General features: G+C 72.1%; 13 protein-coding genes. 4 read left to right on the forward strand and 9 right to left on the reverse strand.

Annotation, left to right across the window (positions count from 1 at the left end):
* Positions 1–98: 98 nt before the first annotated feature.
* From ACFV9D_RS34605 to ACFV9D_RS34625, 5 genes are all read right to left on the reverse strand, one after another.
* Positions 99–806 carry a class III extradiol dioxygenase subunit B-like domain-containing protein gene (locus tag ACFV9D_RS34605; RefSeq protein WP_385155456.1) on the reverse strand — a complete coding sequence of 236 codons (708 nt, stop codon included), beginning with the start codon at positions 804–806 and terminating at the stop codon, positions 99–101.
* Between the two features lie 192 nt (positions 807–998).
* Positions 999–2,519 carry a tRNA (N6-isopentenyl adenosine(37)-C2)-methylthiotransferase MiaB gene (gene miaB / locus ACFV9D_RS34610; RefSeq protein WP_385155459.1) on the reverse strand — a complete coding sequence of 507 codons (1,521 nt, stop codon included), beginning with the start codon at positions 2,517–2,519 and terminating at the stop codon, positions 999–1,001.
* An 86-nt stretch (positions 2,520–2,605) separates the two neighbouring features.
* Positions 2,606–3,124: a HisA/HisF-related TIM barrel protein gene (locus tag ACFV9D_RS34615; RefSeq protein WP_385155462.1), complete on the reverse strand. Its 519-nt coding sequence runs from the start codon at positions 3,122–3,124 to the stop codon at positions 2,606–2,608.
* Positions 3,061–4,518 carry a 4-hydroxythreonine-4-phosphate dehydrogenase PdxA gene (pdxA, locus tag ACFV9D_RS34620; RefSeq protein WP_385155465.1) on the reverse strand — a complete coding sequence of 486 codons (1,458 nt, stop codon included), beginning with the start codon at positions 4,516–4,518 and terminating at the stop codon, positions 3,061–3,063. Before pdxA ends, ACFV9D_RS34615 begins: the two co-directional genes overlap by 64 nt.
* Positions 4,515–5,708, reverse strand: a complete 1,194-nt coding sequence (locus tag ACFV9D_RS34625) for a four-carbon acid sugar kinase family protein (RefSeq protein WP_385155468.1) — start codon at positions 5,706–5,708, stop codon at positions 4,515–4,517. Before ACFV9D_RS34625 ends, pdxA begins: the two co-directional genes overlap by 4 nt.
* 107 nt (positions 5,709–5,815) lie before the next feature.
* Between ACFV9D_RS34625 and ACFV9D_RS34630 the strand changes: the two genes are divergently transcribed.
* Complete coding sequence (locus tag ACFV9D_RS34630; RefSeq protein WP_385155471.1) at positions 5,816–6,697, forward strand: LysR substrate-binding domain-containing protein; 882 nt, start codon at positions 5,816–5,818, stop codon at positions 6,695–6,697.
* 34 nt (positions 6,698–6,731) lie between these two features.
* Here the strand turns inward: ACFV9D_RS34630 and ACFV9D_RS34635 are convergent, their stop codons facing one another.
* Positions 6,732–7,358 (reverse strand): maleylpyruvate isomerase family mycothiol-dependent enzyme, encoded by a 627-nt coding sequence (locus ACFV9D_RS34635; RefSeq protein ID WP_385155474.1) that lies wholly within the window; start codon positions 7,356–7,358, stop codon positions 6,732–6,734.
* An 82-nt stretch (positions 7,359–7,440) separates the two neighbouring features.
* Here ACFV9D_RS34635 and ACFV9D_RS34640 point away from each other — a divergent pair, with 82 nt between their 5' ends.
* Complete coding sequence (locus tag ACFV9D_RS34640) at positions 7,441–8,382, forward strand: LysR family transcriptional regulator (RefSeq protein ID WP_385155477.1); 942 nt, start codon at positions 7,441–7,443, stop codon at positions 8,380–8,382.
* Between the two features lie 22 nt (positions 8,383–8,404).
* On the opposite strand, the gene ACFV9D_RS34645 is transcribed toward ACFV9D_RS34640, so the two are convergent.
* Positions 8,405–8,590: a hypothetical protein gene (locus ACFV9D_RS34645; protein WP_385155480.1), complete on the reverse strand. Its 186-nt coding sequence runs from the start codon at positions 8,588–8,590 to the stop codon at positions 8,405–8,407.
* A gap of 107 nt (positions 8,591–8,697) precedes the next feature.
* Here ACFV9D_RS34645 and ACFV9D_RS34650 point away from each other — a divergent pair, with 107 nt between their 5' ends.
* Positions 8,698–9,696 (forward strand): TAXI family TRAP transporter solute-binding subunit, encoded by a 999-nt coding sequence (locus ACFV9D_RS34650; protein ID WP_385155483.1) that lies wholly within the window; start codon positions 8,698–8,700, stop codon positions 9,694–9,696.
* A 114-nt stretch (positions 9,697–9,810) separates the two neighbouring features.
* Here the strand turns inward: ACFV9D_RS34650 and ACFV9D_RS34655 are convergent, their stop codons facing one another.
* Together ACFV9D_RS34655 and ACFV9D_RS34660 are read right to left on the reverse strand one after the other, a co-directional pair.
* Positions 9,811–11,208, reverse strand: a complete 1,398-nt coding sequence (locus tag ACFV9D_RS34655) for an ATP-binding protein (protein ID WP_385155486.1) — start codon at positions 11,206–11,208, stop codon at positions 9,811–9,813.
* A gap of 15 nt (positions 11,209–11,223) precedes the next feature.
* Entirely contained in the window at positions 11,224–11,928 is a 705-nt protein-coding gene (locus ACFV9D_RS34660) for a response regulator transcription factor (protein WP_385155489.1), read from the reverse strand.
* 328 nt (positions 11,929–12,256) lie between these two features.
* On the opposite strand from ACFV9D_RS34660, the gene ACFV9D_RS34665 reads away from it, so the two are divergent.
* Positions 12,257–13,042 (forward strand): amino acid ABC transporter ATP-binding protein, encoded by a 786-nt coding sequence (locus ACFV9D_RS34665; protein WP_385155492.1) that lies wholly within the window; start codon positions 12,257–12,259, stop codon positions 13,040–13,042.
* The last annotated feature ends 60 nt before the right edge of the window (positions 13,043–13,102 follow it).

The following is a 13,102-nucleotide window of genomic DNA, read 5'->3' on the forward strand; positions in this document are numbered from 1 at the left end:
GGCCGCGGAGCGTTCTGCTCCGCGGCCGTCCGCCGTTCGTGCGCCCGGAACGCTCCGGAAAGGCGCCGGGAAGGGGCTGGGAAGGTTCCGGGAAGGGCTTACGACCAGGCGGCGACGAAGTAGCCGACGCCGTACGGCGCGTCCTCGTACAGCAGCCTGCCGTCGAGCCCCGCGCCCTCCGCGGCGCCCGCGAGGACCTGCCAGGGGGCCCGACCGGCCGCCTTCAGCTCGTATGCGAGGTTCGCGTCCAGGGCGAGGAGGGCGTCCAGGTCCGCGGCGCCCAGTGCGCGGGCGGCCTCCGCGTCGAACGCGGCGGCGCGCTCGTCCAGGTAGCCCGGGGCCTTCAGGGTCCGGCAAGCGCTGCCGTCCCCCATGACGAGCAGCGCGACACGGTCCGCCGAGGCGGCCAGCTCCCGGCCGGTGGCGACGCACGTCGACACCTCCAGCGGCTCTCCGACGCCGAGCCCCTCGACCGGCGCGTCGGCCCAGTCGGTGCGCTCCAGGAGCCAGGCGGCGACGGCCAGGGAGGCGGGCAGGGGCCGGTCCCCGGCCGGCCCTTCGCCGAGCCGTACGGAGAGGTCGACACCGAAGCCGGCGAAGCTGCCGGCCGAACCGGCGGGGAACGGTCCGCGCCCGCTCTCGTCCGCCGGGCCGAGGACATAGAGACGGTCGGGCCGGGAGGCGGCGAGCAGCCCGACGGCGTCGGAACAGGCCGTGCGGGCTCCGTCGAGCTCACCGGCGGCCCCGGCCGCCACCTCGGGCACGAGCAGGGGAGGACAGGGGCACACAGCTGCGGCGACAAGCATGATCCGCAGCCTACTGCGACGCCTTCCGGTCCCCGGCCACGGAGCCCGGAACGCCACCCCGGCGTGGCCTTCGTGGCCTTCGTGGCTTCCGCGGCTTTCGTGACCTCAGTGACCTCAGTGACCTCAGTGACCTCAGTGGCCGCAGTTGCGTCCCGTGGCGTCGTGCGCCGCGGCGCGCCGATGGCGCAGGTGTCAGTGACTGCCGCAGGCCGGGGCCGAGGCCGCTGGCAGCGGCTCCGGCACACCGATCTTGGGCAGCCCGAGCAGGACGCCCGCCGGCTTTGCGGCGGCCGCGGCGGTGCGCTTCTCCCAGGCGTCACCGGCGCGGGTACGGCGTACCGACGTCGTCGGGCCCTCGGCGAGCAGGTGGTGCGGGGCCGCGTAGGTGATCTCGACGGTCACCACGTCGCCGGGGCGGACCTCGTCCGCCGGCTTGGTGAAGTGGACGAGCCGGTTGTCGGGGGCGCGGCCGGAGAGGCGGTGCGTGCTGCCGTCCTTGCGGCCCTCGCCCTCGGCGACCATGACCTCCAGCGTCCGGCCCACCTGCTTCTTGTTCTCCTCCCAGGAGATCTCCTCCTGGAGGGCGACGAGACGCTCGTAACGCGCCTGCACGACCTCCTTGGGGATCTGCCCGTCCATCTCGGCCGCAGGGGTCCCGGGTCGCTTGGAGTACTGGAAGGTGAAGGCGTTGGCGAAGCGTGCCTCACGGACCGTGTGCATCGTCTGCTCGAAGTCCTCCTCGGTCTCGCCGGGGAAGCCCACGATGATGTCGGTGGAGATGGCGGCGTGCGGGATGGCCGCGCGCACCTTCTCGATGATGCCGAGGAAACGCTCCTGCCGGTACGAGCGGCGCATCGCCCTCAGGACCGTGTCCGAGCCGGACTGCAGCGGCATGTGGAGCTGCGGCATCACGTTCGGCGTCTCGGCCATCGCCGCGATGACGTCGTCCGTGAAGTCGCGGGGGTGCGGCGAGGTGAACCGGACCCGCTCCAGGCCCTCGATCTCGCCGCAGGCGCGCAGCAGCTTGGAGAAGGCCTCGCGGTCGCCCAGGTCGGAGCCGTACGCGTTGACGTTCTGCCCGAGCAGGGTGATCTCCGAGACCCCTTCGGAGACCAGGGCCTCGATCTCGGCGAGGATGTCGCCGGGCCGGCGGTCCTCCTCCTTGCCGCGCAGCGCGGGGACGATGCAGAACGTACAGGTGTTGTTGCAGCCGACGGAGATCGAGACCCAGGCGGCGTACGCCGACTCGCGGCGGGTCGGCAGCGTGGAGGGGAAGGCCTCCAGCGACTCGGCGATCTCGATCTGGGCCTCCTCCTGGACGCGGGCGCGCTCCAGGAGGACCGGCAGCTTGCCGATGTTGTGCGTGCCGAAGACGACGTCGACCCAGGGGGCCTTCTCGACGATGGTCTCGCGGTCCTTCTGGGCGAGACAGCCGCCGACGGCGATCTGCATGCCAGGACGCGTGGTCTTCCTGGGGGCGAGGCGGCCGAGGTTGCCGTACAGCTTGTTGTCGGCGTTCTCGCGGACGGCGCAGGTGTTGAAGACGACGACGTCGGCGTCACCGTCGGAGCCCTCGGGGGCGCGGACGTAGCCGGCGTCCTCCAGCAGACCGGAGAGCCGCTCGGAGTCGTGGACGTTCATCTGGCACCCGTAGGTGCGCACTTCGTAGGTTCGCTGGACGTCCACTGTCTGGCTCCGGTCGCTGCTGGTCATGGAACAAGGGTATGCGGTGCCGGGCATTGCCCCGCCCCGAGCCGCCCCGAGCCGCTGCGAGGCCGGTGCCAGGCGGCCGCTCCGCTTCAGCGGGCGGCCGCCATGGTGGCCTCGACGGCGGCGGCGAGCTGGGCGCCGAGCGTTCCCGCGTCCGGCCGGAGCGTGCCGCCGAAGGCGGCGGAGCCGATGGTGAAGGCGTCGGCCCCGGCGTCCGCGAGCGCCCGTATCTGGGCTGCGCTGGTGATGCCGCCGGCCACCACCAGGCGGCCGGTGGTCGCGGCCCGGGCGGCGCGGACCAGCGCGATCGGGTCGGCGTCGGTGGCGCGGTGGGCGAGGAGGTCCACGCCCGCGCAGCCGGCTGCCTCGGCCCGGCGGCAGTCCTCGGCGATGCGGGCCGGATCGCCGGCCAGGCGGGTGGGATGGCCGAGCGGTTCGCCCGCGAAGGGGAGGTACTCGATGCCGGTGCCGTCGAGCAGGGCCATGGTCTCCTCGACCCAGGTGCCGCCCATGAGCCGGTCGACGCCCAGGTCGATCGCGGACTTCACCGAGGCGAGGGCTTGCTCGCGCGTGGTGCTGACCACCTCGAGGTAGCTGGTCGCTCCCATGTCCTTGATCTGCTGGTGAAGGCGGGCGAGCGTGCCGGGCTCGACGCCGACGTCCTTGAAGCCGATGTGGCCGATGCCGCCGGTCCCACTGGTCCCGAGGTCCCGGACGGTGTCGAGGACGTCGAGGCAGTCGGTGACGGTCCGGTCGTCACGGGTGAGCATGAAGATGAAGTCCACGGCGGGGTCCTCCGGGTCGGGGCGGGGCCTGTGTGTGCGGGATGCCGGTCAGGTGTCGGTCGGCAGACGATCGACTGACCGGCCGAGGAATCGGGCAGGGCAATGGCGTCGGTGCCCGACGGGCCCTCCGCCGGGGCTCCGGCGCCCGCGCCCGAGAGCTCGTCTGCGTGGTGGAGGGCGGTGAGGAGGCTCGTGTGGTCGGCGGTGCCCCGGCCCGCGAGGTCGAAGGCCGTGCCGTGGTCGACACTGGTCCGCACGAAGGGCAGGCCGATGGTGATGTTGACCCCGTGCTCCAGGCCCATGTACTTGACGGGTATGAGCCCTTGGTCGTGGTACTGCGCGACGACGGCGTCGAACTCGCCGGCGCGGGCGCGCATGAAGACCGTGTCGGCGGGCCAGGGACCGCTGGCGTCGATGCCTTCCCGCCGGGCGGCCCGGACGGCCGGTTCGATGATGTCGAGGTCTTCGCGTCCGAAGAGCCCGTTCTCCCCCGCGTGCGGGTTGAGGGCGGCGACGGCGATACGGGGGCGGGGGCCCGCCCGCCCGCCGGTCCGGAGCGTGCGGTGAGTGAGCCGGATGATCTCCAGCTCGCGGGCGGTGGTGAGCGCGTCGAGCGCCGTACGCAGCGACTGGTGGACGGTGACCAGGACGACCCGTAGCTCGTCGTTGGCCATCATCATGGCGTAGTCGCTCGTGCCCGAGAGCTCGGCGAGGATCTCGGTGTGACCCGGGTAGGACAGCCCGGCCAGTCTCAGTGCCTCCTTGTTGATCGGTGCGGTGGTGAGGGCCCGGATCTCGCCACCGAGGGCGAGCTCGATGCCACGGCGTACGTACTGGAAGGACGCCGCACCGGCGCGGGCGTCCACCGTGCCCGGCGACAGGTCTGCCGGCAGCGCGCCCTCGGCCAGGACGTCCATGGTTCCGGGGGTGTGGGCCGCCTCCGCGACGGAATCGACCGGCCGCACGGTGAGGCGGGTGTCCGTGATGCGGCAGGCCCGGGCAAGAGTGTCCGGGTCGCCGATCACGACGACGGGAGAGCGGCGGCGTGGGTCGGCATACGCCTTGACGGTGATCTCGGGCCCGATGCCGTTCGGGTCGCCCATGGTGACGGCGATGGGTCGCTTGGTGGCGGGTGACGTGGCGGTGGGTGGCGTGGCGGGGGGCGGCGTGGCGGGGGGCGGAGTGGCGGGGGGCGGAGTGGCGCTGTGTGGCGTCATGAGACCGGCCCGTCCACGAGGAGACGGCACAGCCGGTCGAGGGTTCCCTCGTCGCCGAAGCCGCCGGCCTTGATCAGGACGGGGATCCTGGGCGGGCTGAGCAGCACGCCACGCGCGATGCCGGGCTCGGGCTCGTCGAACAGGTCGATGCCCTCCGTCCGAAGAGTTTCGAGAACCGCCACGGCGGTCTCCCCGCCGGTGAGCACGAGCCCGTCGACCAGGTCGGTCGCCACCAGCTCCCGTACCGCCACGGCCAGATCACGGGTGAGCGAGTCCGAGGACGCGCGGCGCTCGTCGGGGGTGTGGACGACGAGAACCGAGGCCGGTGATCGGCGCAGCGCGTCGGCGGCCGCGACCGGGTCGTCGACGGTGGCGACGGCGGCCACGTCCTCCCTCGTACGCAGCCGGCCCAACTGACGCCGGGTGGCCGCGTTCGCGCTGCCGACGACCACCAACGGGCGTCGGGCACCGGAAAGTCCGGGGAGTTCCGCAGCCGGTGTGCGGGAGTGGTGTCGGGCGAGGGCCGCGGCGAGCCCCGGGGAGCCGACCCAGAGCACGTCGCCCGCGCGGGGCACCGAGGAGACGAGGTGGTCGAGGTCGGCGTCCGTGACCGCCGAGCAGACGAACACGCCTCCCTCTTCGATCAGTTCAGGCAGTTTTCCGAAGTGATCCGGTTCCAGGTGGTCCGCCTCCGGCAGCACATGCCCGAGGTCCGAGGAGCGAACGGGGTGGACCGGATCACGGGCGAACTCCGTCTCGTCGACGGGAACGCCCTGGACGTACTGGACCCCGCGGACCGTGGTCCTGCCCTCGGCCGGGAACGCGGGTGCGACGACGACGGCCTGCCGCCCCGACCCGGTCCTGGCCGCGCGGATCTCGGCCGCCACATGTCCCCGCAGGGTGGAGTCCACGGTCTTGACCAGCAGTTCGACGCCCGCGAACGCACGAGCGGCGCGCGCGGTCCGGATCACGGCTGCCGGCTCGTCGAGCAGGCGGCTGCCGAGATCGACCGCGACGACTCCGTCGAGGGACGGCGAGACCGCCTCGAACGCGGCAGGGGCGTCGGACAGCAAGACCTTCGCCCGGTGTCCGGCCCTGCGGAACGGCGCCGCGCCGTCGCCGGCGCTGGTGAGGTCGTCCGCGAGGACCGCGATGCTCGAAACGGGATCGGCCTGGGGTCCCACCCTCATACGTCGTCCTCCTCGGATCGCCGGCCGGTGACGACATCAACACTGGCGCCCGGAAAGCCGCTGGACAAGCGATTCCTTCTCACCTCACGTGTGAGTAGATTTCACACATGCGCCGGCCCGACCTTCCTCCTCTGAATTCGCTGCTGCCCTTCGAGGCGACCGTGCGGCACGCGAGCATGACCCGGGCCGCCCAGGAACTCCACGTCACCCACGGCGCGATCAGCCGCCAGATCCAGAACCTGGAGAAATCCCTGGGCATCACGCTCTTCGAGCGCGGGACCCGGTCACTGCGACCCACCCCTCAGGCGCACCGCCTGGCGGCCGCCGTGCGCGACGCGCTCGATCAACTCGACACGGCCGCCCGGGAGGTCTCCCGCCGGGAACGCGGCGGCCCGCTCGCGCTGTCGTGCGAGCCGACCCTGCTGATGCGCTGGCTCATCCCCCGCCTGCCGGACCTCGCGGTCCGGGTGCCCGGTCTCACCGTGCACCTGTCGGCGGGCGGCGGGCCCGTGTCATTCGATCGGGACACCGTCGACGTCGCGCTGCGCCGCGACGACTTTCCCGTACCGGAGGACGTGAGCCGTTCTCCGCTCTTCCTGGAACGGATCGGCCCGGTCTGCAGCCCGGACATGGCGGAGCGGGTGATGGGCAGGGGTGGCGTCGTGGACGTGACGATTCTGCACACCAGCACCCGGCCTCGGGCCTGGGACGACTGGCAGCGCCTCACGCGCCTACGGGTCGATGCCGCGGCGGAGCAGACCTTCGAGCACTTCTACCTGGCGCTGCAGGCGGCCGTCGCCGGTGTCGGCGTCGCCATCGGTCCGTACGCGCTCGTCCACGACGACCTGATGCGCGGACAGTTGGTGGCGCCGTTCGGCCTGATCGAGGACGGCACGGGCTATCACCTGCTCAGCCCGCGGCCGCCCGAGCAGGACGGCCGGATCGCGAGCCTGCTCGGGTGGTTGCGGAGCCAGGTGGCCGAGATGTGACGCGAGGGCCCTCGGCGGCTCGGGGGGAACCCGTTCACCCGCTGACGAAGCGGTCCGCCTGCGCGCCGCGCAGGCGACCGCGGGGCAGTCGGCGACCGAAGGCGAGGAGCAGGAGGTCCTGCGCGGTACCCGTCACCGTCGCCTCTGCCGTACCACTGCCGAAGGACCAGTCGATGTCGTCGGCGCGGAGGGCGATCCCATCGAGGTCGGCGCCGAAGAACCGGGCACCGCGTGGGCTCACCCGGGCGAGGACGGTGCGCAGGCGGTCCTCCGGTACACGTCGGTCCAGGCCGAGGGCGACGGTGATGTCGAGGCCGTGGATCACGTCGTGGGCGAGCGCCATCGCGTGACCGCCGACCGGCGGCTTCCAGGGGTGATCCGCGTTGTCGCGCAGGGAGGCCGCCAGCTCCGGGCCGCTCATGGCGGAGGTGTCGCGCCGGGCGAGGCGGTCGGTCATGCGGTCGAGACTGCACCGGGACCTGACGAGCTCGGCCGCGATCCGCGGTACGGAGTGGCGCATGGCCATGGTCAGGTGGGCGGCCACCTCGCGTACCCGCCAGCCCGCGCAGAGGCTGGGCGCGTCCCACTGTGCGTCCGACAGCGTGTCCAGAAGAGCCGCCAGCTCGCGGCGTTCGGAGGCGATGTCGTCTCTGATTCCCATGGCGATTCCCATGTCCTCAGCCTGGTCGCGGGCAGACCATAAGTCCAAGACATGAATGATCTCGCCCCTAGAATCGTCGCTTATGGAACTTCGTCAGTTGCGGTACTTCGTGACGGTGGTCGAGGAGGCCAATTTCACCCGGGCCGCGGCTCGGCTCCATGTCGCGCAGCCGGGGGTGAGCGCGCAGATCGGGCAGTTGGAGCGGGAGCTGGGGCAGCGGCTGCTCGACAGGTCGGGGCGCGCTGTGACGCCGACGGAGGTGGGAGCCGCGGTGCTGCCGTACGCGCGGGCGGCGCTGGGCGCCGTCGACGCGGTACGGGAGACGGTCGACGAGTTCACCGGGTTGCTGCGCGGGCGGGTGGCGATCGGCATCGTGTCGGGTGCTGCCACGCACGAGTTCGACATGGCGGGCCTGCTGGCCGGGTTCCACGCCTCGCATCCCGAGGTGGAGATCGCGCTCACCGAGGACACGTCCGAGCGGATGCTGGGCACCCTGCGGGAGGGTGAGCTCGACATCGCGATGGTCGGACTCGCGGAGACGGGGCCGCTGCCGGGGCTCGCGCTGCGGCTGGTGGTCGACGAGCCGCTGGTCGCGGCCATGGCCCCGGGCGACGCCTTGGCCTCCGGGGAGGGCGAACTGCCGCTCTCCGCGTTGCGCGGCCGCCGGCTGATCTGTCTGCCGCGCGGCACGGGGGTACGAGGGGTCCTCGACCGGCTCTGCGCGGCGGCTGGCTTCACCCCGCACATCGCCTTCGAGGCGGCCGCGCCCCATCTGCTGGTGCAGCTTGCCGCGCGCGGGCTGGGCGTGGCGATCGTTCCGTCGCTTCCGGTGGAGACGGCGGAGTCGTCCGGGCTACGGCTCCGCTCGCTCGCCGAGCCACGCGCGCGTGGCCGGATCGCCCTGGCCTGGCGCACCGACGGCCCCTCCAGCCCCGCCGCCCAGACCCTCCTGGACCTCCTGCACGACACCCTCCCGACACCCCACGCACCGGCAGCCCCGCAAGCCGAGGCACCCGGCGCCTGACGTTCTGGGCCGGGCCGAGGGCTCAAAGGCCCCGGAGCGGGTCGATGGCCCTGCGCGGCCCAGCTGACGCCGTGAGCGGCCTGCGGGCGAGCCCCAGGCCGAGGACGATGGCGTCCGCCCGGTCGGCGCTGGGCAGCCCGTCGCCCAGGCCAGGGTGGCCCTCCGCCCGGTCGGCGCGGGAGCCCTCCGCCGTCCCGGCCAGGGCCACGCGCGCGTGGCAAGGTGGGCCACTCGGCGCGCAGCCGCCCCCGGCCGGCAGGGCGGGTCGGGCGGGTGGCCTGGTCAGGGTGGGGCGGGAGCTGGCAGGATCGCGCCATGCTCGCCTCGCTCTCCCGTGCCGCCCGTCGTCGCCTCTTCCAGGTGTCGGCGGCGCTTCTGGTGGTGTGCGGGCTGCTCGTGTGGTGGCTTGTTCCTTTCGGTACGCCGGCTCCGAGTGGTCGGGTCACGTTCAGTACCGGTGTCCCCACCGGCGTCTACCAGCGATACGGCGAGCTGCTGCAGCAGGCCCTCGCCCGTGATCTCCCGGACGTCTCGATAACGCTCCGGAACAGCGAGGGCTCCCAGCAGAACCTCGCGCGGCTGGCCTCCGGCGAGGCGGACTTCACCGTCGCGACCGCCGATGCCGTGGCCCAGTACCAGCGGGACCGCAAGCCGGGGTTCGAGCGGCTGCGCGGCTGCGCCCGCCTCTACGACGACTACGTCCAGCTCGTCGTCCGCAAGGACTCGCCCGTGCGGTCGGTGGCCGACCTGCGCGGGCTGCGGGTCGGCGTCGGACAGCAGGGCTCCGGGGTCCGGCTCATCGCGGACCGGGTCCTCGCGGCAGGCGGGCTCACCCCCGACGTCGACCTCGAGCCGGTGTCGGCCGGCATCGACACGATGCCGGACATGCTGGAGCGCGAGCAGCTGGACGCCTTCTTCTGGTCGGGCGGTCTGCCCACCCAAGCCGTCCAAGCGCTCTCCGACCGTCTTCCGGTACGGCTCGTCCCGCTGGAGGCGACACTGATCGACAACCTCCACGGCGTCGGCGAGTCGACCCGCCACTACCGCTCCGCCGACATCCCGGCGGACGCCTACACCCGCGCACAGGACGGACAGCCGGTGGAGACGCTCGCCGTGGCGAACCTCCTGGTGACGAACGAGGCGACGGATCCGTCACTGGTGGAGGGTTTCACCGGCACCGTGATCAGAAGCCGGGACCGCATCGGCAGCCAGGTGCACCCGGCGCAGCTGGTGGACCTGCGGACCGCCATCTACACGGAACCCCTGTCCCTGCACGAGGGCGCGCGGCGCTACTACCGCTCCGTGAAGCCGTAGAGCCGTGTGCCGCAGTGCCGCAGTGCTTGTAGAGCCGTAGTGCTGTAGAGCCGTAGGACCGAGGAACGGGCCGCAAGACGGCCTCCGGGGCCTCCGCGGCCACCCGCCCCGCCCTCACCGCCCCTGCGGCCCCGTCCTCGGCACCGTGACCGTCACCCTCAGCCCGTGCGGCTCGTTCGGCGCGTACGTGATCGAGCCGCCGCCCGCCGACAGCAGCACCCGGGAGATCGACAGGCCCAGGCCCGAGCCCTTGATGTTCTGGTGGCGGTTGCTGCGCCAGAAGCGGTCGCCGACCCGGTCCAGCTCCTCGCTCGTCAGCCCCGGCCCGTGGTCCGCCACCACGATCGTGCAGGTGTCGCCCTCGGACGCCACCGCGACCGTCACCTCCTCGTCCGCCGGCGTGAACTTCAGGGCGTTGTCGATCACCGCGTCCAGCGCGCTGGAGAGCGCCACCGGGTCCGCCCACGCCGTCACCGCCCGCCGCTCTCCGCTCAGCCGCACGCCCTTCTCCTCGGCGAGCGGGCGCCACGCGGCCACCCGCTCGGCCGCCAGCGCGCCGATGTCGGTGAGCCGCAGATCCGCGGAGGCGTGTTCGGCGAGCGCCAGGTCGAGCAGGTCGTCGAGGACCTGCGCGAGCCGCTTGCCCTCCGTCCGGACGGAGGCGATCTCCTCGTTCCCCTCGGGGAGTTCGAGGGCGAGCAGCTCGATGCGCAGCAGCAGCGCGGAGAGCGGGTTGCGCAACTGGTGCGAGGCGTCGGCGACGAACGCGCGCTGCTGTTCCAGCACGTCCTCGACGTTGTCGGCCATCTCGTTGAACGAGTGGGCCAGACGGCGCAGTTCGGGCGGTCCGCCGGCCGCGGCCACCCGGGACTTCATCCGGCCGGTGGCGATGTCGTGGGTGACGGCGTCCAGCACGCGCACGGGTCGCAGCACCCAGCCGGTGAGCCGGAAGGCGGCGCCGACGGCGAGCAGCATCGCCGCCGACTCGCCCACGGCGATGATCAGCCAGCCGTGCAGGATGCGCGAACGCAGCTGCCCGGTGGGCGAGTCGGTGACGACGACGGCGACGACATCACCGTCCCGTACGACGGGCGAGGCGATGACGAGGCGGGCGTCGGGCTGCCAGGGCCAGACCTGGGGCGGGTCGTGGCTGCGCCGGCCGAGCAGGGCCTCCTGAAAGGCGCGGCGGCCCTCGCCCTCGTAGGGGACCACCCAGTCCTCGGGTGCGGCGGCCATGGCCAGGTTGTCGCGGTAGAAGATGCCCGTCCGGATGCCGTACACGTCGTGGTAGCTGGCGAGTTCGCCGCGGAGTGTGGTGCGGCGTTCGTCGACCGCGGGCTCCGACTCGCTGACGAACTGGGCGAGCGCGGCGAACCGCGCCGCGTCGTCGAGCCGGTCGACGACCACGCGCTGCTGCTCGGCCGCGGCCAGGCTGGCGGCGAGCGGGAAGCCGAGGGCGAGCAGCACCCCGGCCATCAGGACGAGGAGGAGCGGGAGGAGGCGAGTGCGCACGTGGGGCCCGGGCGGCTACGCGGCCGGGGCGACCAGGCGGTAGCCGACGCCGCGCACGGTCTCGATCAGGGCGGGCATCGCCAGCTTGGAGCGCAGCGAGGCGACGTGCACCTCGAGCGTGCGGCCGGTCCCCTCCCAACTGGTGCGCCAGACCTCGCTGATGATCTGCTCGCGCCGGAAGACCACGCCGGGGCGCTGGGCGAGCAGGGCCAGCAGGTCGAACTCCTTGCGGGTGAGCTGGACGGGCGTACCGTCGACGCTGACCCGGCGGGTGGGCAGCTCGATGACGACGGACCCGAGCCGCAGGGCGGCGTCGTCGCCGGCCGCGCCGGTCTCCTCGCCGCCTGCCGTGCGTCGGCTGACGGCGTGGATCCGGGCGAGCAGTTCCCCGGTGTCGTACGGCTTGACCACGTAGTCGTCGGCCCCGAGATTGAGGCCATGTATGCGGGAGCGTACGTCGGCCCGCGCGGTCACCATGATCACGGGGGTGGTGGTGAGCTTACGGATCCGGCCGCAGACCTGGTACCCGTCCTGGTCGGGCAGGCCGAGGTCGAGCAGGATCACTCCGAACGAGGGGCGCTCTCCGTGCGCGGCCGGCAGGACCGCCTGCAGCGCCTCCTCGCCGTTGCGGGCGTGCGTGACCGTGAACCCGTGCTTCGCCAGTACGGCGGACAGGGCCGCGGCTACATGATCGTCGTCCTCGACGAGCAGAAGTCTCATGGCCCCCCTCCGGTGGCTTCGTGATCGCGTGGTGGCTGTCAGCGGCGGTCGGTCGACGGCCATCCGTCGACGGCTGTCGTCGACGCTGGTCCGCTGATGGCTAACTGTCTACCAGGGCATGAACGCCGATCGTCGGCGTCACAGTCAAGTGTCCCCCTGTTCAGCCGGGGTTTCTGTTATGCACCCGGTACGCCATCGGGAGTCCCCTTCACACAGTGTGTCCGACTGCGACCGTATCGTTATCCTCAATTTCCGCTCAGATGTAATGACGGTCGTCGCACCCCGTGCCTAGTGTCCTCCCCAACCGAGGAGGACGGAGCAAAAGCCGATGAGCGGAGTGTCAGTGACCAAGGGCTCGGAAGACGCCGTAGCGGCGGCGGGCGACCTGGTCGTGCTGTCCAACGTGAACAAGCACTTCGGCGCGCTGCATGTGCTCCAGGACATCGACCTGACCATCGCCCGTGGCGAGGTCGTGGTCGTCATCGGACCCTCCGGGTCCGGTAAGTCCACGCTGTGCCGCACGATCAACCGCCTGGAGACGATCGACTCCGGCGCCATCACCATCGACAACCGCCCGCTGCCCCAGGAGGGCAAGGAGCTGGCCCGGCTGCGCGCCGACGTCGGCATGGTCTTCCAGTCCTTCAACCTTTTCGCGCACAAGACCGTGCTCGAGAACGTGATGCTGGGACAGGTCAAGGTCCGCAAGACCGAGAAGAAGGCCGCCGAGACCAAGGCCCGCGCGCTGCTCGACCGGGTGGGTGTCGGCACCCAGGCGGACAAGTACCCGGCGCAGCTCTCCGGCGGTCAGCAGCAACGCGTCGCGATCGCACGGGCGTTGGCGATGGATCCGAAGGTCATGCTGTTCGACGAGCCGACGTCGGCGCTCGACCCCGAGATGATCAACGAGGTCCTCGAGGTCATGCAGCAGCTGGCGCGCGACGGAATGACGATGGTCGTCGTCACCCACGAGATGGGTTTCGCGCGCTCCGCCGCCAACCGCGTCGTGTTCATGGCGGACGGCAGGATCGTCGAACAGGCCACGCCGGACGAGTTCTTCAGCAACCCGCGCAGCGACCGGGCCAAGGACTTCCTTTCGAAAATCCTGCACCACTGACGACGGTCAGCCCGCATGATTCACCCTGCCGACCAACAACCCACGAACCAAGGGATGTTC

This window comes from Streptomyces sp. NPDC059875, assembly GCF_042731085.1.
In the GTDB taxonomy this organism is placed as follows: domain Bacteria; phylum Actinomycetota; class Actinomycetes; order Streptomycetales; family Streptomycetaceae; genus Streptomyces.